The organism is Pseudomonas sp. NFPP24, from assembly GCF_900112095.1.
GTDB classification, from domain to species: Bacteria; Pseudomonadota; Gammaproteobacteria; order Pseudomonadales; family Pseudomonadaceae; genus Aquipseudomonas; species Aquipseudomonas extremorientalis.
This window is the reverse complement of sequence record NZ_FOKD01000005.1, coordinates 415,747-435,642: the sequence shown is the minus strand read 5'-3', so window position 1 is coordinate 435,642 and position 19,896 is coordinate 415,747. Positions and strand designations below refer to the sequence as shown.

Annotated in this window: 15 protein-coding genes; 12 read left to right on the top strand and 3 right to left on the bottom strand. The window is 61.5% G+C overall.

Features of this window, described 5'->3' with window-relative positions; genetic code table 11:
* Positions 1-14: 14 nt before the first annotated feature.
* A complete protein-coding gene (locus BM026_RS13620; protein WP_071489649.1) occupies positions 15-1,511 on the bottom strand; it encodes a PAS domain S-box protein in 1,497 nt (498 codons plus the stop codon).
* A 119-nt stretch (positions 1,512-1,630) separates the two neighbouring features.
* Between BM026_RS13620 and BM026_RS13615 the strand changes: the two genes are divergently transcribed.
* Positions 1,631-2,251, top strand: coding sequence for a transglycosylase SLT domain-containing protein (locus BM026_RS13615; protein ID WP_093528972.1), 621 nt, complete (start codon positions 1,631-1,633; stop codon positions 2,249-2,251).
* A 170-nt stretch (positions 2,252-2,421) separates the two neighbouring features.
* Here BM026_RS13615 and BM026_RS13610 read toward each other — a convergent pair whose 3' ends face one another.
* Positions 2,422-2,667: a DUF6124 family protein gene (locus tag BM026_RS13610; RefSeq protein WP_093528969.1), complete on the bottom strand. Its 246-nt coding sequence runs from the start codon at positions 2,665-2,667 to the stop codon at positions 2,422-2,424.
* A 398-nt stretch (positions 2,668-3,065) separates the two neighbouring features.
* Here BM026_RS13610 and BM026_RS13605 point away from each other — a divergent pair, with 398 nt between their 5' ends.
* The 6 genes from BM026_RS13605 to BM026_RS13575 all read left to right on the top strand — a co-directional run bounded on the left by BM026_RS13605 (position 3,066) and on the right by BM026_RS13575 (position 12,396).
* Complete coding sequence (locus BM026_RS13605) at positions 3,066-3,410, top strand: FKBP-type peptidyl-prolyl cis-trans isomerase (protein WP_093528966.1); 345 nt, start codon at positions 3,066-3,068, stop codon at positions 3,408-3,410.
* A 446-nt stretch (positions 3,411-3,856) separates the two neighbouring features.
* Positions 3,857-6,562 (top strand): magnesium-translocating P-type ATPase, encoded by a 2,706-nt coding sequence (gene mgtA, locus BM026_RS13595; RefSeq protein WP_093528963.1) that lies wholly within the window; start codon positions 3,857-3,859, stop codon positions 6,560-6,562.
* A gap of 16 nt (positions 6,563-6,578) precedes the next feature.
* The gene (locus tag BM026_RS13590; protein WP_092249743.1) at positions 6,579-7,295 is read left to right on the top strand and encodes an MgtC/SapB family protein; all 717 of its coding nucleotides are present in this window, start codon (positions 6,579-6,581) and stop codon (positions 7,293-7,295) included.
* A 301-nt stretch (positions 7,296-7,596) separates the two neighbouring features.
* The gene (locus tag BM026_RS13585; protein WP_092249746.1) at positions 7,597-8,223 is read left to right on the top strand and encodes a response regulator transcription factor; all 627 of its coding nucleotides are present in this window, start codon (positions 7,597-7,599) and stop codon (positions 8,221-8,223) included.
* A 1-nt stretch (position 8,224) separates the two neighbouring features.
* Complete coding sequence (locus BM026_RS13580) at positions 8,225-11,839, top strand: transporter substrate-binding domain-containing protein (protein WP_093528960.1); 3,615 nt, start codon at positions 8,225-8,227, stop codon at positions 11,837-11,839.
* Positions 11,840-11,973: 134 nt separating this feature from the next.
* Positions 11,974-12,396 (top strand): ANTAR domain-containing protein, encoded by a 423-nt coding sequence (locus tag BM026_RS13575; RefSeq protein ID WP_092249752.1) that lies wholly within the window; start codon positions 11,974-11,976, stop codon positions 12,394-12,396.
* Here the strand turns inward: BM026_RS13575 and dkgB are convergent.
* Positions 12,393-13,208, bottom strand: a complete 816-nt coding sequence (gene dkgB / locus BM026_RS13570; RefSeq protein ID WP_092249755.1) for a 2,5-didehydrogluconate reductase DkgB — start codon at positions 13,206-13,208, stop codon at positions 12,393-12,395. The two genes, BM026_RS13575 and dkgB, sit on opposite strands and share 4 nt — an antisense overlap.
* Before the next feature lie 186 nt (positions 13,209-13,394).
* Between dkgB and BM026_RS13565 the strand changes: the two genes are divergently transcribed.
* The 5 genes from BM026_RS13565 to BM026_RS13545 all read left to right on the top strand — a co-directional run bounded on the left by BM026_RS13565 (position 13,395) and on the right by BM026_RS13545 (position 19,887).
* A complete protein-coding gene (locus tag BM026_RS13565; RefSeq protein ID WP_092249758.1) occupies positions 13,395-14,033 on the top strand; it encodes a TetR family transcriptional regulator C-terminal domain-containing protein in 639 nt (212 codons plus the stop codon).
* A gap of 150 nt (positions 14,034-14,183) precedes the next feature.
* Positions 14,184-14,975 carry an enoyl-CoA hydratase/isomerase family protein gene (locus tag BM026_RS13560; RefSeq protein ID WP_093528957.1) on the top strand — a complete coding sequence of 264 codons (792 nt, stop codon included), beginning with the start codon at positions 14,184-14,186 and terminating at the stop codon, positions 14,973-14,975.
* Positions 14,976-15,002: 27 nt separating this feature from the next.
* Positions 15,003-16,163, top strand: coding sequence for an acyl-CoA dehydrogenase family protein (locus BM026_RS13555; RefSeq protein WP_093127277.1), 1,161 nt, complete (start codon positions 15,003-15,005; stop codon positions 16,161-16,163).
* An 18-nt stretch (positions 16,164-16,181) separates the two neighbouring features.
* Positions 16,182-18,290: an acetate--CoA ligase family protein gene (locus BM026_RS13550; protein ID WP_093528954.1), complete on the top strand. Its 2,109-nt coding sequence runs from the start codon at positions 16,182-16,184 to the stop codon at positions 18,288-18,290.
* Positions 18,280-19,887, top strand: a complete 1,608-nt coding sequence (locus BM026_RS13545) for a 5-guanidino-2-oxopentanoate decarboxylase (RefSeq protein ID WP_092249770.1) — start codon at positions 18,280-18,282, stop codon at positions 19,885-19,887. The genes BM026_RS13550 and BM026_RS13545 overlap by 11 nt, the downstream gene beginning before the upstream one ends.
* Positions 19,888-19,896 lie beyond the last annotated feature (9 nt).

Below are 19,896 nucleotides of genomic sequence, written 5' to 3'. Positions count from 1 at the left end.
GTGCATTTGCACTGTCACGGCTTGTTTTTGACCCGCAATTCCCCGGCGAACAGCCCACGTTCACGGGCCCAGACGATGGCAGCGCTGCGGCTGTGCACCCCCAGTTTGGAGTACACCGTGGCCACATGATTACGCACGGTGTTGGGCGCCAGTTTCAGGCGCGAGGCGATCTCCTTGTCGGCCAGCCCCTCACAGATCAGGCCCAGTACATCGCGCTCGCGGGCGGTAAGGTCGGTAAAGGCCACGTTCGTTTGGCTGGCGCTGTTGACGCTCTTGGCGTTGGCCAGTTTTTCGATCAGCGTCTGGCTGAACCACGAGGCGTCCTGCATCACTTCCTCGATGGCCGCCACCAGCTCCAGCTCCGAGCGTTTGCGTTCGGTGATGTTCATCATCACCATCAGGTAGCAGGGCACGTCCTGGATGATCACGGTGTCGGCGGAGACCACGCAGTCGATCACCTCGTTGCCTTTCTTGCGCACCTTGAGGTCCTGGCCGTCGAGGTTGCCGGCTTTTTCCAGGCTGGCGAACAACTGTGCGGCAGCCTGGGGGCTGTCGATAAAGTCGATGTCCTCGATCGATTTGCCGATCAGCTCTTCACTGATGTAGCCGGTGATGCTCATGAAGGCTTCGTTGATATCCACCACCTGGCGGTTACCGGCGCTGCACACCAGGGTCGGCACCGGAGTCAGGCGGAAGGATTTGGCGAAGCGCTCCTCACTCTGACGCAGGGCAATTTCCGCTTTGCGCCGTGGCTCCAGGTCCATGAAGGAAAACAGCATGCAGTCCTCTTCGTTCATGTCCAATGGCTGGCCAGCAACGATTACCAGCTTGCTGCCGCCTCCGGGCAGCCGTAGCTCCGCCTGCATCTGCGGGATGGTCGCGCCTTCGCCCAGGCGCTGGATGGCCAGGTCCTTGCGTTCGGCCTGTTCCAGTACATCCAGTTCATACACCGATTTGCCGATGACCTGGTCGCGGTTGTAGCCGGTCATCTCCAGGAAGCCCTGGTTGACCTTGATATAGCGCAGGTCGCTGAGGCGACAGATCACCGCCGGCGCCGGGTTGGCATTGAAGGTTTTTTCGAAGCGCTGCTCGGCGCTGGCCCACTCGGTGGCGTCGCTGAGGATCAGCACCAGCAGTTCCGGTTCACCGTGGGAGTCGGTGATCACCAGGCTGCGCAGGCGGTGCACCCAGGTTTTTTCTTCGTCGGCGGTGGGCGTGACTTCCACCACCACGTCGCTGAACTCATCGCCCGCCGCGGCCCGGGCCAGCGGGTAGTTGTCTGCCTGCACCGGGTGGTTGTTGCGGTAGCGCAGGGCAAAGCGTTCGGCGTATTGCTGCCCGTTGGCCCCCAGCCCCATCACGTCACCCACGCCATGCATGGTCAGCGCGGCCTCATTGGCCCACAGGATGGTCTGGTCGACCTCGGCCAGAATCACCCCGTCGGACAGGCCGGAGATGATCTGCTGCAACTGGCGGCGGTTGGTTTCCTTGGCAAGCACATCCTGGGTCATAGGTCTTCCTGAGAGTGGGCGCATGGAATTACGACACCTGGGGCTCAGGATAGTGCAGGTGCACCAGGCGCAGACCTGCGTAAAATGCCCGTTTCATACGTATCAGGCACAGGTGCATTTTGAGCGCAGGCAAAGCCGTCGGACTGTTGTTACTCACCTCACTGCTGACGGCGTGCGGCACCTCGCCGCCACGTACGCCAAATGATCTGTGCGGCATCTTCCGCGAAAAAGACGACTGGTACGACGCTGCCAAAGTCACGCAAAAACGCTGGGGCGTACCGATCCAGATGCCGTTCGCGATCATGTATCAGGAGTCCGGCTTCCATCAGGACGCCTTGGCCCCGCGTAAATACCTGCTGTGGATCATTCCCTGGGGCCGCGTCTCCACCGCCGCCGGCTACGCCCAGGCCAAGGACGAGGTGTGGAACGACTACCGCAAGAGCACCGGCCGCAGCGGCGCCAGCCGCCAGGACTTCGACGACGCCATCGACTTTGTCGGCTGGTACATGGACAAGACCTACACCATCAACGGCGTCTACAAATACGACGCCTACGGCCAGTACCTGAACTACCACGAAGGCTGGGGCGGCTATCGCCAGCGCACCTACGCCGCCAAGGCCTGGCTGCCACCGGTAGCCAGCAAGGTACAGGCGCGGTCGCAGATGTATGCGGCGCAATATGCGCGGTGCAAGGATGACTTGGGGCGGGGGTTCTGGAGTCGGTTCTGGCGGTGGTTGTGATGCAGTGATTTAACCCTGGTGGTGAGGTTGCTTGTGTGGCGAGCGGGCTTGCCCCGCGTTGGGCTGCACAGCAGCTCCCAACAGCCTCCGCGAAGCATTTGAATACCGCATTCGCTCTTATTGGGGCCGCTGCGCAGCCCAACGCGGGGCAAGCCCGCTCGCCACTGGGTTTAGCTGGGCTGCATACACTCCAGCGACCGATCCACCATCACGCTTGCCATGTCCACCAAGTGCATGACCGACAGCACCAATGTGCGTGACGTCCCGTCCAGTTGATCCCCTGCCGTCTGCGCAGCAACGGCGGCACAACGCAACACGCTGCTGGCGTGGGCCAGGGCGTCTTCGAAGCTGAGGTCGGGGGTGGTGGTGAAGAGTTTCAGGTCTGAGGCGGGTGGGGCGGGGACAGGTTTGTCCATAGGTTCAACTCCTAATCAAAGTTGGAATGTCACCACCATCGCTACCAAACGATTTTTAAGGTGGTGACCGTACGCAGATTGGTAGACCGGTGATTAGGACCCGGTGCACCCGAAGGTGCCCTGCGCACGGCCACCATAACGCAGGGCCAAAAAAAAAGCGCCTTGCATAAGGGGGCGCTTAGCGCCTAATCACTCGTGGTCTACCAAACCCCGAGTCACTGAATTGGCAGTGACCGACGAAGACTAGCCACGTGACTTGAGCGGCGCAAGCGGTTGGGATTCTCTCGGAAACGTCCTGCGAGTTAAAGGGAAATGTCGTCGAAGCGACTCTTTCTACACTTGCCAAACCCACTCGATTCTGGGAAAACCCCACCCCTTGTATCGTCAACGAGCGCCCCATGAACACCGAAGAACTCCAAATCACCGACATCCGCCCCGGCACCGGTAAAGCCGTGGTCAAGGGCGCGCTGATCACCACCCAATACACCGGCACCCTGGAAGATGGCACGGTGTTCGATTCGTCCTGGGAACGCGGCAAGCCGTTCCAGTGTGTGATCGGCACCGGGCGTGTGATCAAGGGCTGGGACCAGGGCTTGATGGGCATGCAGGTCGGCGGTGTTCGGACCTTGTTCGTGCCGGCGCATCTGGCCTATGGCGAGCGGTCGATGGGCGCGCATATCAAACCCAACAGCAACCTGCGTTTTGAGATTGAGTTGCTGGAAGTACTGACGCGGGATGATTGAGACCTCCTGAATAAACACTTCCTGAACCCTCCCTGAAGAATCTTCTTATTCACCATACGGAAACTTTCCTACGGTTTACTCTCCCATCATCGGGGCGTAAGCTTCGCGCGTTTTCATCAATAGCGGAGACCCTCAGTGGGTACTTGTTCGAGTGACAGTAGTCGGCCGGTTTCAGTAACCGGCACAGGCTTGGCAAGGTAACGCGCATTTTTCCGATGCCGTTGTCTCGCCACTAAAAGCGAGAAGCGGCATCCCGGCAGCGGCCAGTCCTGGCACCTGCCCGAATCCCTCTCATCGACGCTGACCAGCACCCGGTTCACCTCGGGATGCTACAGACGCGCCTGTCCTTTGCGGCAGGCGGGCCAAAGTGGCTGTGCCTGTAAACAGGGCGCGGCGCACAGGGCAGTACCTGCACGACGGTTTTTTCCTCGCGCAGGAGTAACACCATGAACCTCACTCTGCTCAAAGAGTTCTTTGCCGGCTTCCTGCGGACCCGGCACATCGCCCGGCATTTCCGCCGCCTGGCGATGCTCGAAACCGTGACCGACGCCAGCGTCAGCCGCGAAGTGCCGCCGACCCTGGCGCAAACCCTGGTGGTCTCGGCCAACAGCAGTGCCGTGCAATTGCTCGGTACCCTGGGCAGTCACGCCGAGGGGTTGAATACCCAGGAAGCCGACGCCCTGCGCGTGCAATACGGCCTCAACGAAGTCGAGCATGAGCAGCCGCTGCCTTGGTGGGTGCACCTGTGGCACTGCTACAAGAACCCGTTCAACCTGCTGCTGACGTTGCTGGCGGTGATCTCGTGGCTGACCGAAGACATGAAGGCCGCCACGGTGATTTTCTCCATGGTGGTGCTGTCGACGCTGCTGCGTTTCTGGCAGGAGGCCAAGTCCAACAAGGCTGCCGATGCCCTCAAGGCGATGGTGAGCAACACCGCCACCGTGCTGCGTCGCGATGAAGCCAAGCGCATCGAACTGCCGATCAAGCAATTGGTGCCGGGCGACCTGATCGTGCTGTCCGCCGGTGACATGATCCCCGCCGATTGCCGCGTGCTCAGTGCCAAGGACCTGTTCGTCAGCCAAGCGGCGATGACCGGCGAATCGATGCCGGTGGAAAAGTTCGCCCAGCAGCAGGACGCCAAGACCCACAACCCGCTGGACCTGGAGAACATCCTGTTCATGGGCACCAACGTGGTGTCCGGCGCGGCGACGGCGGTGATCCTGACCACCGGCAACAGCACCTATTTCGGGGCGCTGGCCCAACGTGTAACCGCCACCGACCGTGCAACCACCTCGTTCCAGCACGGCGTCAACAAGGTCAGCTGGTTGCTGATCCGCTTCATGTTCGTGATGGCGCCGCTGGTGCTGTTCATCAACGGCTTCACCAAGGGTGACTGGACCGAAGCGCTGTTGTTTGCGCTGTCGATTGCCGTGGGCCTGACCCCGGAAATGCTGCCGATGATCGTGACCTCCACCCTGGCCAAAGGCGCGGTGTTCCTGTCGCGCAAAAAAGTCATCGTCAAGCGCCTGGACGCGATCCAGAACTTCGGCGCCATGGACGTGCTGTGCACCGACAAGACCGGCACCCTGACCCAGGACAAGATCTTCCTGGCGCGCCATGTGGACGTGTGGGGCGAAGAGTCCGATGACGTGCTGGAAATGGCCTACCTCAACAGCTACTACCAGACCGGCCTGAAAAACCTGTTGGATGTAGCGGTGCTGGAGCACGTGGAGGTGCATCGCGAGTTGAAGGTCGGCACCGCGTTCCAGAAAATTGATGAGATCCCGTTCGACTTCAACCGCCGCCGCATGTCGGTGGTGGTCGCCGAACAGGGTCAACCGCACCTGCTGATCTGCAAGGGCGCCGTGGAGGAAATCCTCTCGGTGTGCAACAACGTGCGCCATGGTGAAACCAATGAGGCGCTGACTGAAGAGTTGCTGGCGCGCATTCGTCAGGTGACGGCAGCGTTCAACGAAGAAGGCCTGCGCGTGGTCGCCGTGGCCGCACAGCCGATGGCACCAGGGCGCGATACCTACAGCCTGGCGGATGAGAAAAACCTCACGCTGATCGGCTACGTTGCCTTCCTCGATCCACCGAAGGAAAGCACCGCGCCCGCGCTCAAGGCGCTGAAAGCCCACGGCGTCGCCGTGAAAGTGCTGACCGGTGACAACGAACTGGTCACCGCCAAGATCTGCCGCGAAGTGGGCCTGGAGCAACAAGGCCTGCTGATGGGCAACGACATCGAGGACATGACTGACGCCGAACTGGCCAAGGCCGTGGAAACCACCAATGTGTTCGCCAAGCTGACGCCAAGCCACAAGGAGCGCATCGTGCGCCTGCTCAAGGCCAATGGGCATGTGGTGGGCTTCATGGGGGATGGCATCAATGATGCGCCAGCACTGCGTACTGCCGACATCGGTATTTCGGTGGACAGTGCGGTGGACATCGCCAAGGAAGCAGCCGACATCATCCTGTTGGAAAAGAGCCTGATGATCCTGGAGGAGGGCGTGCTGGAAGGCCGGCGCACCTTCGCCAACATGCTCAAGTACATCAAGATGACCGCCAGTTCCAACTTCGGCAATGTGTTTTCGGTGCTGGTGGCCAGTGCGTTCATCCCGTTCCTGCCGATGCTGCCGATGCATTTGCTGGTGCAGAACCTGCTGTATGACATTTCGCAGATTGCGATCCCGTTCGATAACGTCGATGACGAGATGCTGAGCAAACCTCAACGCTGGCAACCGGGAGATGTCGGCCGTTTCATGCTGTTTTTCGGGCCGATCAGTTCAATCTTTGACATCACCACGTTCGCACTCATGTGGTATGTCTTCGATGCCAACACCCCCGACCACCAGACCCTGTTCCAGTCCGGCTGGTTCGTGGTGGGGCTGCTGACCCAGACGCTGATCGTGCACATGATTCGCACCCCGAAGATTCCGTTCCTGCAAAGCCGCGCGGCGATGCCGTTGATGGCGATGACCGGCGTGATCATGGCGGTGGGGATTTTTCTGCCGATGGGGCCACTGGCGCACTACTTCAAATTGCAGGCGCTGCCGTCGCTGTACTTCGTGTTCCTGCCGGTGATCCTGCTGGCATACATGGCGCTGACCCAGGCGGTGAAGGGGTACTACATCCGTAAGTTTGGCTGGCAATGAACAGGGAAGATTTCCTATGCAAGCAATCAACAACATCAACCTCGAATCCCTGGTCGACACCCTGGTCAGCCTCACCGCAGCCTTCATCCTGGGTGGCCTGATCGGTTTTGAGCGTCAGTACCGCCAGCGCACGGCGGGCCTGCGCACCAACGTGCTGGTGGCGGTGGGCGCGGCGATTTTTGTCGACATGGCCAGCCGGCTCGGCGGTGCGGAAGGTGCGGTGCGGGTGGTGGCCTATGTGGTGTCGGGCATCGGCTTTCTAGGTGCCGGCGTGATCATGCGCGAAGAAGGCAATGTGCGCGGGCTCAACACGGCGGCCACCCTCTGGGCGTCGGCGGCGGTGGGCGCTTGCGCGGGTGCCGACCTGGTCCTCGAAGCGCTGCTGGGCACGCTGTTTGTGCTGGCGGCCAACACCTTGCTGCGTCCCATCGTCAATAACATCAACCGTCAGCCACTGGACGTGGTGTCGGCGGAAGTCACCAACATCTTGTACGTGGTTGCCCGGCGTACCCAGCAAAAGGCCGTTCTGGCTTTGCTGGAGGCCGAGCTGGCGCGCTGTAACTACCCGGCCAGCGATGTGGATGTGCGGCCTTTTGGCACGGAAGAAGTGGAAATCGAAGCCACCCTGGCCGTGACCTCGGTAGACGGTGATGAGCTGGACGCCCTGGTGGCGCGAATCTCGATGTCGACCCTGGTGGTGCAAGCGTTCTGGAGCCCCAGTACCACCGAGTAGTCCCCGCCTGTCAGGCCTTGCCCCGCGCTCAGCTGGTCATGCTATGACTAGGAAAAGTCCTACAAGCATTGGAGACTATCCCTTCATTTGACCGGACACGCCGTTGTTAAGGTTGCGCGCTTGCGTCTTCCCAGGAGGCAGGGCGCAGCTCTACGTGTTTAGCGTGTTCTATCAAAAGGAGGGGTCTGTACTGCCTGAGGTGTCATGCAGAGTAATCAGTACCGTTTGTCGGAACTGTTACTTTTCACAGGTAGATAGGTCCCGTGTGATATGTAAGCGTACTGATCCCTCGGGGAGTCTTATGAGCAAAGCTTTAATTGTGGACGATCACCCTTTTATCCGCGCCACCGTGAAGTACCTGTTGAAGCAGGAGGGCTTCGATACCATCTTTGAAGCGGGCAACGGCGCCGACGCCATGCAGATTGCTCGGGAGGAGCGCCCGGATCTGGTTATCCTCGATCTGGCAATGCCAAAGCTTGGTGGGCTGGAGGTGATCAGCCGGATAAAGGCGCTGGGACTGCCCTGCAAGATCCTGGTGCTCACGTCCTACCTGGCGGTATTTTTCTCAACTCGCTGCATGCGTGCCGGGGCCATGGGCTTTGTTGCCAAGACCGGTGAACTGGACGAATTGCAAAAGGCGATCAGAGCCATCAGGGCCGGTTACAGTTGCTTCCCGAGCACGGCCACCAGTTCAGTTCGCCGCGACGATTTGCAGACCACCGAACAGGAGTTGGTGGAGGCGCTGTCCGACCGCGAATTGACGGTACTGCAAAAACTGGCGCTGGGCCTGGGCAACAAGGAAATCGCAGAGGATATGCTGTTGAGCCACAAGACCATCAGCACCTACAAGACCCGCCTCAAAGAGAAGCTGCGCATGTCCTCGGTGGTGCACCTTTCCAAGTTTGCCCAGCGCAATCATCTGATCTGAAATGACCACCTCCCGGCTGGTGACATTCACGGCCATCCTGCTGATGGGGCTGTTGCCCTGTGCAGCGATGGCCCTGGACGAACCGCATGCCCTTCGACTGCTCGGCCATTCCACCCTGGAGCACCCAACAGTAGCGCTGGATGACAGCGACTGGCAGTGGTTGCGCGAGCGCCGCAGGTTGGTGATGGGCGTGTCGGCACCCGACTACGCACCGTTCGACCTGAGCAACGACAACGATTTTGAAGGCATCACGGCTGACTACACGTGGCTGATCAGCCTGATCTTGAATGTACCTATCGAGGTTCGGCGCTACGACACCCGTGATGAAGTGATCGAGGCGCTCAAGCTGGGCGAGGTGGATCTGGTGGGGTCGGCCAATGGTTATGAGGCGGCCGACAAGGCGTTGGTACTGTCGCGTTCCTACGCCAATGATCAACCGGTGCTGGTGACCCGCACGGGTGAAAGCCATTCCTTGAGCGCCGACCTGGCCGGCAAGCGCGTGGCGATGCTCTACCACTATATGCAACCCGAAGCTGTCCAGGCCTTTTACCCCCAGGCGCAACTGTTGTTGTACGGTTCGACTCATCAGGCTATCGGCGCCGTGGCTTTCGGCCAGGCGGATGTCTACCTGGGCGATGCCATCAGCGCCCGCTATCTGATCAACAAGAACCACCTTAATAACGTGCGCATGGCAGACTTTTCCGCGCTGGAGGTCAACCCGTTCGGGTTCGCGTTTACTGCCGACAACCAGCGTCTGTTGACGATCATCAATGCCGCGCTGGCTGTTATCCCGGCCAGCCAGCAGATGGAAATCCTGCGTCGCTGGAGTGCCGGCGGCAGTGGGTTCCTGGAGGCTGACCGATTACGCTTGAGTGACAGCGAGCAGCGTTGGCTGGAGAAGCATCCCCGGGTGAGAGTGGCAGTACTGGATAAGTTCGTGCCGCTGTCATTTTTCAATGAGCAAGGGCAGTTCATGGGGTTGAGTGACGAGGTATTGTCGCGGATCAGCTTACGCACGGGCTTGAAGTTCGAAGTGGTGCAGGGCAGTTCGCTGCCTCGGCAAGTCGACGAGGTCAGCGCCGGCCAGATGGACATGCTGGCGGTGATTACGCCCAGTGTCGAGCGTTCCGAAAAGGTGCGCTTTACCCGGCCCTACCTGTCCAATCCCTATGTGCTGGTGGTGCGCGCTGGCGACGAGCGTCTGCTGACTCTGGAGGACATGCCTGGCAAACGCCTGGCGTTCATTGGCGGCAACAGCCTCGCCGCGCAGATCGCCCGGGACTATCCAGGGATCGAGTTTGTCGACGTCGAGAACCCGGAGCAGGCCATGGAATGGGTGGCCAAGGGGAGTGCCGACGCGACAGTCATTTCATTGATCAGCGCACGCTACATGATCACGCGCAACTATCGCGATCGGCTGCGTATCACCAGCACGGTGGGTACGGAACCGGCGCGGATTGCCTTCGGCGTCAACCGCAGCCAGTTGGAGTTGTATTCGATCCTCGAGAAGGCGTTGTTGAGCATTACGCCGGAAGAGATGGACGAACTGACCAATCATTGGCGCAGTGAAATCATTATTGAAGACAGCTACTGGGTCAGTCATCGCAACGTGATTATCCAGGGGTTTGGCCTGGCCGCGCTGTTGTTGCTGATCACCCTGGGCTGGGTGTTCTACCTGCGCAACCTGATTCACAAGCGTGCCCAGGCCGAACGCGCCTTGAGCGACCAGATGCGCTTTATGAGCGTTCTGATCGACGGCACGCCTCACCCGATTTATGTGCGCGACCGCCAGGGGCGCTTGATGGCGTGCAACAACGCGTACCTTGACGTGTTCGGCTTCAAGCTGGAGGACGTGATCGGCAAGACTGTTGTGGAGACCGATACGGGCAACCCGCCCCAGGCCCAGTCGTTCCATGCGGACTACCTGGACTTGATGGAGCGCGGTGAGCCACAGATTCATGACCGAGTGCTGAAGGTGCCCGGTGGCGGTGTGCTGACGATTTACCAGTGGATGCTGCCGTACCGTGATAGCAACGGCAACGTGGTGGGCATGATTGCCGGCTGGGTGGACGTGAGCGAGCGCCAGCGCCTGTTGGGTCAGTTGCGGGAGGCGAAGGAAGACGCGGACGCCGCCAACCGTGCCAAGACCACGTTCCTGGCGACGATGAGTCATGAGATCCGAACGCCGATGAACGCAGTGATCGGCATGATCGAACTGGCGCAGAAAAATGCTGAGCAGGGGCACGTCGATCGAGATGCGCTGGAAGTGGCATCGATGGCCTCGCGCAGTTTGCTGGAGTTGATCGGCGATATCCTGGACATTGCGCGAATCGAAACCGGTCACTTGTCCCTGACTCTGGAGCCGGCCAACCTGCACGAGCTGTTGGCCTCTGTGGCGCGGGTGTTCGAAGGGCTGGCGCGGGATAAAGGCCTGTCGCTGAACGTAGAGCTCGACCCGATGATCGACCGACTGGTACTGATCGATCCGTTGCGCTTCAAGCAAGTGGTGTCGAACCTGTTAGGCAATGCGATCAAATTTACCTACTCTGGCCAGATACGCCTGTGTGCCCAAGCCGCATCGGTGTTGGCCGGTGAGCATTTGAACCTGCGGCTCTGCGTGGAAGATGAGGGGATTGGCATCAGTGCCGAAGATCAGCAGCGTTTGTTCAACCCGTTTATCCAAGGCAGCAATAACGAGCAATCGGCACGCAGCGGCTCGGGCCTGGGGCTGGTGATCAGCCGTAACCTGTGCGAGATGATGGGCGGCCAACTGCACCTGAGCAGCGTGCTGGGCAAGGGGACGCGGGTGGATGTGACACTGGCACTGGCGTTGACCACGGCAGCACCGGTTGGCTCACCGGTCCCCTGTGTTCCTGCCACGCAGGCATTGCAGCTTCTGGTGGTCGATGATTATCCGGCCAACCGCTTGCTTCTGGCTCGACAGTTGACCTTCCTGGGGCATCAGATCGTTACAGCCGAGGATGGCGCCGAAGGCTTTGCACGTTGGCAAACCGGGCATTTTGATGGGGTGATCACCGACTGCAATATGCCTGTCATGGACGGCTACACGTTGGCGCGTGATATTCGTGCCCAGGAACGGCAACGTGGCCTTGTGCCCTGCCTTCTGCTGGGATTCACCGCCAATGCCCAGCCGGAGGAGGTCGAGCGCTGTCGACAGGCCGGTATGGACGGTTGCCTGTTCAAGCCGACGGGGCTTGACGATCTACGTGCGGCCTTGGCGTCGCGCACGGCCAGCGCTGTAACGGGAGAAGCCAAAGCGCAATTTGATTTGAGCTCGCTGGTGATGCTGACAGGCGACGACGCGGCCGTGCTCAACGAGTTGCTGGCACCCTTGCTCATTAGCCTTGCAGAGGACCTCCGAATGCTGTCGACCCTGCAGGACCGGGCCGATTTCGCCAAGTTGTATGACCTGGCCCATCGTGTCAAAGGCGGTGCGCGCATGGTCAAGGCCCAGGCGCTGATCACCTGTTGCGAGGCTTTGGAGGATGCGTGCGAAAGGCGCGACGGCGATGCGGTGGCGGTGGCGGTTGCGGCATTGAGCGTGGCTATCGATGGTTTGCATCATGACCTGAGCCAGTACTGCAAGCAGGCTTGACCGAAGCGGGCAACCGTTCGGCGAATTTGGGAGAACTCCTACATGGAACGGGAACAAGCCTGATTTTGTCGTCGGTATATGTCTGGAGAATGGGCCTCGCTCACTGACGAGCACTGCCTGCCCAGGGGTTCGCCATGCCAAACAAAGCACTGACCATCCTGATTGCCGATGAGCAACACCTGCAACGCCTGTACATCGAAAAAATGCTCAACCAGTTGGGTTATCACCGCATCGTACCGGTGCAGACCTTCGAAGAGGTCCAACTGCTCACCGCCATTCCGGCACAGCCTTTCGATGTGCTGATCATCAACGCGGGGCTGGCGATCCACACTTGCGGTCCTCAACCCCAGGTGCATCATGTGCTGGTCTATGACCACCTGGACCTGGGCCTGTCTGCCGACGCAACGCCGGCGGTGCTGGTACGCCTGCCTGGTGTGCCGGACAACGTCAATCTCGAACACTTCATGGACATCATCGACCCACCCGCAGCCGCTACGGGCCTGCGCGTACTGCCGTGGCTGCGGGAATTATCCCGCACGCCTGTGGCCGGGGTTTAGTCCCACTGGGGGGCGATACCCTTGGGGCTGGTGAGGCGATGGCCGCGTTCCAGCTCGGCCATCTGCGCCATGTCGGCAGGGCTCAAGGTCAGTTGCAGGGCCTTGAGGTTGCTTTCCAGGTTGGCGCGTTTGGTCGACGAAGGGATGACTGCATAACCCAGTTGCATCGCCCAGGCCAGTGTCACTTGCGCCGGGGTCGCCTGATGGCGCTCGGCGATTTGTCGGATCACCGGGTCCTTGAGCACTTCGCCGTAGGCCAGGGTCATGTAGGACGTGATCTGGATACCGTTGGCGGTGGCGAAGTCCACGACCTTGCGGTTTTGCAGGTAGGGGTGCAGCTCGATCTGGTTGGTGGCGATATTCTCCGCACCTACTGCCGCAATCGCTTGTTTCATCAGGTCGACGGTAAAGTTGGAAATGCCGATCCGGCGGGTCAGGCCCAGGCGCTTGGCCTCCAGCAACTGGCCCATGAATTCGGCGACAGGCACCTGGTCTTCCGGCGAGGGCCAGTGGATCAGGGTGAGGTCAAGGTAATCGGTTTTCAGTTTGCGCAGGCTCTCGCGCAGGCTGGGAATCAACTGGCCTTCGGCGAAGTTGGCGATCCAGATCTTGCTGGTGATGAACAGCTCATCGCGCGGGATGCCACTGTCGGCAATGGCCTGGCCAACATCGGCTTCGTTCTCATAGATTTGCGCGGTGTCGATGACGCGGTAGCCCAGCTCGAGGCCGGTGCTGACGGAATCGATCACCACCTGGCCTTGCAGACGGAAGGTGCCGAGGCCAAAGGCCGGAACGTTTTGCGTAGTGGACATCAGTAACTCCTGAAGGGGGGTGAACAATGGAGTCGAGTATCCGCCTGTCGTTCCTTCGGAAAAACCGTCGAATCCGAAAAGGACTCTTTACCGCAGATCACGAATTTACTGGGGGGGATGGGTGTCGCCGGGCTACCGCGACTGATGTAGAGTCGTGCTGCCGACTCAACCCAAGGAAATCGCCGCATGACCCAGGAATCCCGTTTCTCCCGGATGGACCCGGAAGTGCGCAAGGCCCATCTGGTCCAGGCCACGCTCACCTGTCTCAAGCGCGATGGTTTCCAGGGTGCGTCGATTCGCAAGATCAGTGCCGAGGCCGGGGTGTCGGTGGGGCTGATCAGCCATCACTATTCGGGCAAGGATGAGCTGGTGGCCGAGGCCTATCGCACCATCACCGACCAGGTCATGGGCCTGTTGCGCGCGACCATGGCCAAGGCGCCGCCGAACCCTCGGGAGCGCCTGTCGGCGTTGTTCCAGGGCTCGTTTTCCGCCGAACTGCTCGACCCGCACCTGCTGGACGCGTGGCTGGTGTTCTGGGGCGCGGTAAAGACCGCACCGGCGATCAACCTGGCGCACGAGCATTCCTACGGCGAGTACCGCACCATCATGCGCTCCGCCCTGACCGACATGGCCAGGGAGGAGGGCTGGAAGCACTTCGACGCCGACCTCGCCGCCATCGGCCTGAGCGCATTGCTCGATGGGTTGTGGCTGGAGTCGGGGCTCAACCCCGGTACGTTTACGCCCGAACAGGGCATCCAAATCTGCGAAGCCTGGGTGGATGGCCTGCAGGCTGGCGGTCGCCAGCGTTACCAGCTCAAACCCTGAGCCTTCTCCAGCCACCTGAACGCCAGGTTCAGGCAGGCCGTTTCCCTCCTGAAAAAATTTGCTGTTGGCTGATTGCCTTCTTGCTGAACACTTGTTTAGTATCGCCTCATGTCGCACCCCTCAGGTCAAATAAAACAATTCGAGGACGCCATGACTGCCGAATCGCCCGTGCTCACTCATGTAGAAGCTGGTGTTGCCTGGATCACCCTCAACCGTGGTCCGCAGCGCAACGCTCTGGACATCCCCACCCTCAAGCACCTGCATGCCTTGCTCGATGCCTTCAATACAGACGTCGCTGCGCGCGCGGTGGTATTGACCGGTACTGAGCGAAGCTTCTGCGCCGGTGCCGACCTGGCCGAGTGGGCGGATGCCGAAGCTCGCGGTGCCCTCGAAACCTACGGCTGGACCGAAACCGCCCACGCGCTGATGACGCGCCTGCACACTCTCGATAAACCCACGATTGCCGCGATCAACGGCACCGCCGTCGGTGCGGGCATGGACCTGACCTTATGCTGCGACCTGCGCATAGCGGCCCAATCGGCGCGCTTCAAGGCTGGTTACACCCGCATGGCCTACTCGCCGGACGCGGGCGCCAGTTGGCACTTGCCGCGCCTGATTGGCAGCGAACAGGCCAAGCGCCTGTTGTTTCTCGACGAGCTGTGGAGTGCCGAGCGTGCCTTGGCCGCGGGATTGGTCGGTGAAGTCGTCGCCGATGACCAGCTCAATGCCTACACCACCGAACTCGCCACACGCCTGGCCAACGGCCCGACCTTCGCCTTCGCCCAGACCAAGACCCTGCTGCGTGAAGGTGCCGGGCGCAGCCTGCCCGAACAGTTGCAGGCCGAACGGGCGGCCGGCCTGTTGTGCGGGCGCAGTGCCGATGGCGCCGAGGCCTTGCGCGCGTCCGTGGAAAAACGCCTGCCGACTTTTTACGGCCAATAACACCACCACCTCCGAGCAGGTAGCGCCATGCATTTCCAACTCAGCCAAGAACAAGACATGTTGGTGGACGCGGTACGCAGTTTTGTAGCCAAGGAATTGTTGCCCCATGAGGCGGCGGTGGACCGTGCCGATGAGGTCTCTCCCGAGCTGGCCGCGCAGATCCGCGACAAGGCCATCGCTGCTGGCTTCTACGCCTTCAACATGCCGGAGGCGGTGGGGGGCGGTGGCCTGGACTATCTGTCCCAGGCCCTGATCGAGCGGGAATTGTCCAAGGTGTCGTGGGCGCTGCATGTGTTTGTTGCGCGGCCGTCCAAGATCCTCATGGCGTGTACGGGAGCACAGATTGGCGACTACCTGCTGCCGTGTGTGCAGGGCAAGAAAATCGACTGTTTCGCCCTCACCGAACCCGGCGCCGGCTCCGACGCCAATGCCATCAAGACCCGCGCCGTACAACGTGGCGATGAGTTCGTGATCAACGGCAGCAAGCACTTTATCAGCCATGCCGGGCACGCCGATTTCGCCATCGTGTTTGCGGTCACCGACACCTATGAACACAACGGTCGGCAGCGCAACGCCGTGACCGCGCTCCTGGTGGATCGCGGCACGCCCGGCATGACCATCCGCCGTGGCCCCAAATGCGTGAGCAACCGGGGTTATCACACCTATGAACTGTTCTTCGACGACTGCCGCGTACCGGCTTCCAAGGTACTGGGCGAAGTGGGCAAGGGCTGGGACGTGGCCAACGCCTGGCTTACCGCCGGCCGTGTGATGGTGGCCGCCAACTGCGTCGGCCAGGCCCAGCGCGCGCTGGATGTGTCGCTGCAATGGGCGGCGGACCGCAAGCAGTTCGGCCAGCCCATCGGCACTTATCAAGGCGTGAGCTTCAAGCTGGCGGACATGGCCACACAGATCCGCGCAGCAGAACTGCTGACCCTGCACACCGCCTGGAAGATGGACCAGGGCAGCATGACCGATGGTGAGGCCGGCATGGCCAAGCTGTTTGCCAGTGAAACCCTGGGCAAGGTCGCCGACGAGGCGGTGCAGATTTTCGGCGGCATGGGCCTGATGGAGGAAGGGCCGGTGGAGCGCATCTGGCGCAACGCACGGATCGAGCGGATCTGGGAAGGCACCTCGGAAATCCAGCGCCATATCATCGCCCGTGAACTGTTGCGGCCGCTGTTGCGCTGATCGGCGCGGAGAACGCTTATGTCTCAGGCTATTCGCGACAACCTCAAGCGCCTGCTGGCGCCCCGGCACCTGGCATTCGTCGGCGGCCGCAGCATGGCCCGTGCGCTCAAGCGCTGCGCCGAAGGTGGTTTTAACGGGCCGATGTGGCTGGTCAACCCGCAGCATGACCGCCTCGACGGCATCCCTTGTGTACGCCGTGTGGCGGATTTACCGTGCGGGCCGGACGCGGTGTTTATCGCCACCAACCGCGAACTCACGTTGGCCTGCGTCGCCGAACTCGCGGCCATCGGCACGGGTGGCGCGATTTGCTACGCCTCAGGGTTTGCCGAGACCGGGGCCGACGGTGCCGTCCTGCAACAGCAGCTATTAAAGGCGGCGGGTGAGATGGCCTTGCTTGGCCCCAACTGCTACGGCCTGCTGGATTACCTGCACGGCGCAGCGCTGTGGCCGGTGGCTCATGGCGGCAAGGCGGTGGAGAAGGGCGTGGCGGTGCTGACCCAGAGCGGCAACTTCGCCTACAACCTGTCGATGAGCGACCGTTCGCTGCCGGTAGCCTACATGGCGTCGGTGGGTAACCAGGCGCAATTGGGTGTTGCCGAATTGATGGAGGTGCTGCTCGATGAACCGCGCGTCACCGCCATCGGCCTGCACCTGGAAGGGTTGAAAAATGTGCCGGGGTTTGCCCGTGCCGCCCACAAGGCCCTAGAAAAAGGCATTCCGATCATTGCGCTGAAAACCGGCGTGTCGCAGATCGGCGCCGAGCTGGCCTTGAGTCACACCAGTTCGCTGTCCGGCTCCGATGCGCTGTACGACAGCCTGTTTGCACGCTTGGGCGTGATTCGCGTGAGCGGACCGGTGAGTTTTGTCGAAACCCTCAAAGCTGCGGCATGCGGCAACCTTCCTGCGGGTAACCGCCTGATCGCGCTGGCCTGTTCCGGGGGCGATGCGGGGCTGATTGCCGACTATGCCGAACGCAATCACCTGGCCTTGCCAACGCTCGACGCAGGCCAGCGCCGTGAACTGGCGCAGGTGCTGCCCAGCTACGCCAACCTGGTCAATCCGCTGGATTTCACCACGGCCATCTGGGGCAACCGTGCGGCCCTCGATGCCATGCTCGACACCGCCCTGCGCACCGAAGCCGATGCCGCCCTGTTGGTGCTGGATTACCCGGCCGAGTCCACGGGTGAGCGCAAGGAGTGTGACCTGCTGCTGGAGTTGTTCTGCAACGCGCTTGGCCGGCATGGCAAGACGGGGTTTGTCACCTCGGCCTTTCCCGAGTTGCTGCCGGCCCATGCCCGCGAGCGCCTGCATGCTCAAGGCATCGCAGCGCTGCAAGGCGTGGAAGACGCATTGGCGGCGTGGGGACGGATTGCCGGTTACCCGGGCAATCGCCGCGTGCTGCTGGAGCGCGGCGAATCGATCCTCGAACCGCTGTGCCCGAAGGCCCTGCAAGGCAGCGGCGAGGCCCTCGACGAATGGGCTTCCAAACAAGCCTTGCGCGCGTTCGGCCTGGCCACGCCAACCGGGGTATTGAGTACTCCGGCCAGGGCGATCAGCGATGCCGCGGTGGTTGGCTATCCCCTGGTGCTCAAAGCGGTCAGCGCGCAGTTGCCGCATAAAACCGAAGCCGGTGCAGTGGTGCTGAACCTGAAAAACGGTATGGCGCTGACCACTGCACTTGAGCAGATGCGCGAGCACATCGCCGCTTATGCGCCGGATGTCGCGTTCGATCAACTGCTGCTGGAGGCCATGGCTGCGCCGCCTTTGGCGGAGTTGATCGTGGGCATCAAGCGAGAAAACGAGTTTGGCCTGGCACTGGTCATCGGTACCGGTGGCATCCTGGTAGAGCTGCTCAAGGACAGTCGCAGCCTGCTGCTGCCCACCACCGACAGCGCCATTTGCAATGCTCTGCTCAGCCTGCGCAGCGCCCCGTTGCTGCAAGGTTATCGCGGCCGTGACGCGGCGGATATGCATGTATTGGTCGCGGCCATTCGGGCGGTGGCCGACTACGCCTGCGCCAACGCCGAGCAGTTGCTGGAGCTGGATGTGAACCCATTGTTGGTCAGTGCCCAGGGCGCTACGGCGGTCGATGCATTGATACGTCTAGGAGATGAGCATGCACGATAAGGTGATGACCGGCGGCCAGGCCCTGGTGCGGTTGCTGGCCCATTATGGGGTGGACACCGTGTTCGGCATTCCCGGTGTGCATACGCTGGAGCTGTATCGCGGCCTGCCCGGCAGCGGCATTCGCCATGTGCTTACGCGCCACGAGCAAGGCGCCGGTTTCATGGCCGACGGGTATGCGCGGGTCAGCGGCAAGCCAGGGGTGTGCTTTGTGATCACCGGGCCGGGAGTGACCAATGCCGCCACCGCGATCGGCCAGGCGTATGCCGACTCGATTCCGCTGCTGGTGATCTCCAGCGTCAACAGCACCGCCAGCCTTGGCAAGGGCTGGGGCAGCCTGCACGAGACCCAGGACCAGCGGGCCATCACCGCACCGATCACGGCGTTTTCGGCGGTCGCACTCAGTGCCGAGGATTTGCCCGAACTGATCGCCCGCGCCTATGCGGTGTTCGACAGCGAGCGGCCTCGGCCGGTGCATATCTCGGTGCCGCTGGATGTGTTGGCGGCACCGATCAAGCGCGACTGGAGCGATGACGTGGTGCGCCGCCCGGGTCGCGGCGTGCCGTCGGCTGACGTCTTGGGCCAGGCGGTGGCCAAGCTCGCAGCGGCCCAACGGCCCATGATTATCGCCGGGGGCGGTGCACTGGCGGCAGGCGAGGCGTTGCAGCGTTTGAGCACGCAGTTGGCCGCGCCGTTTTTCACCAGCGTGGCCGGCAAGGGGTTGCTGCCGATCGATCACCCGTTGAATGCCGGTTCCACCCTGTGCGTCGAGCCCGGCTGGCAACTGATCAGCGAGGCCGATGTGGTGCTGGCGGTGGGCACGGAAATGGCCGACACCGACTATTGGTGCGAGCGTCTGCCCCTCAACGGTGAGCTGCTGCGGGTGGATATCGACCCGCGCAAATTCAATGATTTCTACCCCAGTGCCGTGGCGCTGCGTGGCGATGCCAATCAGACGGTGCTGGCGTTGCTGGAGCGTTTGCCAACCGTGTCGGCTGACGCGGAAACGGCAGCCAAGCGTGTTGCGGCATTACACCAGGCCGTCGAGCGGGGACACGGCCCGTTGCAGTCCATCCACCGTGCCATTCTTGACCGCATCGAAGCCGAACTGCCCGCCAATGCATTCATCAGCAGCGACATGACCCAACTGGCCTACACCGGCAATTACGCCTATCGCAGTCGCGCCCCGCGCAGTTGGCTGCACCCCACCGGCTACGGCACCTTGGGTTACGGCCTGCCGGCGGCCATCGGTGCCAAGTTCGGCGCACCGCAGCGGCCAGGCCTGGTGCTGGTCGGTGACGGTGGTTTTCTCTACACCGCCCAGGAACTGGCCACCGCCGTGGAGGAATTGGACAGCCCGCTGGTGGTGCTGTTGTGGAACAACGACGCACTTGGCCAGATCCGCGACGACATGCTCAACCTCGACATCGAACCCGTCGGCGTGCTGCCGCGCAACCCCGACTTTGGGCTGTTCGCCCAGGCGTTCGGCTGCACCGTGAACCAGCCCCACAACCTGGATGAATTGCAGACGCACCTGCGCAACGCTTTCCAACGCAATGGCGTAACCCTGATCGAACTGAAACAGGCCTGCGCTGTTTGAGGAACTCAC

What these genes read in the sequence shown, in the direction of transcription:
- BM026_RS13555 (WP_093127277.1), top strand. Translation starts at nt 15,003, where the DNA reads ATGCATTTCCAACTCAGCCAAGAACAAGACATGTTGGTGGACGCGGTA.
- BM026_RS13545 (WP_092249770.1), top strand. Translation starts at nt 18,280, where the DNA reads ATGCACGATAAGGTGATGACCGGCGGCCAGGCCCTGGTGCGGTTGCTG.
- dkgB (WP_092249755.1), bottom strand. Translation starts at nt 13,208, where the DNA reads ATGTCCACTACGCAAAACGTTCCGGCCTTTGGCCTCGGCACCTTCCGT.
- BM026_RS13610 (WP_093528969.1), bottom strand. Translation starts at nt 2,667, where the DNA reads ATGGACAAACCTGTCCCCGCCCCACCCGCCTCAGACCTGAAACTCTTC.
- BM026_RS13575 (WP_092249752.1), top strand. Translation starts at nt 11,974, where the DNA reads ATGCCAAACAAAGCACTGACCATCCTGATTGCCGATGAGCAACACCTG.
- BM026_RS13620 (WP_071489649.1), bottom strand. Translation starts at nt 1,511, where the DNA reads ATGACCCAGGATGTGCTTGCCAAGGAAACCAACCGCCGCCAGTTGCAG.
- mgtA (WP_093528963.1), top strand. Translation starts at nt 3,857, where the DNA reads ATGAACCTCACTCTGCTCAAAGAGTTCTTTGCCGGCTTCCTGCGGACC.
- BM026_RS13550 (WP_093528954.1), top strand. Translation starts at nt 16,182, where the DNA reads ATGTCTCAGGCTATTCGCGACAACCTCAAGCGCCTGCTGGCGCCCCGG.
- BM026_RS13590 (WP_092249743.1), top strand. Translation starts at nt 6,579, where the DNA reads ATGCAAGCAATCAACAACATCAACCTCGAATCCCTGGTCGACACCCTG.
- BM026_RS13585 (WP_092249746.1), top strand. Translation starts at nt 7,597, where the DNA reads ATGAGCAAAGCTTTAATTGTGGACGATCACCCTTTTATCCGCGCCACC.
- BM026_RS13560 (WP_093528957.1), top strand. Translation starts at nt 14,184, where the DNA reads ATGACTGCCGAATCGCCCGTGCTCACTCATGTAGAAGCTGGTGTTGCC.
- BM026_RS13580 (WP_093528960.1), top strand. Translation starts at nt 8,225, where the DNA reads ATGACCACCTCCCGGCTGGTGACATTCACGGCCATCCTGCTGATGGGG.
- BM026_RS13565 (WP_092249758.1), top strand. Translation starts at nt 13,395, where the DNA reads ATGACCCAGGAATCCCGTTTCTCCCGGATGGACCCGGAAGTGCGCAAG.
- BM026_RS13605 (WP_093528966.1), top strand. Translation starts at nt 3,066, where the DNA reads ATGAACACCGAAGAACTCCAAATCACCGACATCCGCCCCGGCACCGGT.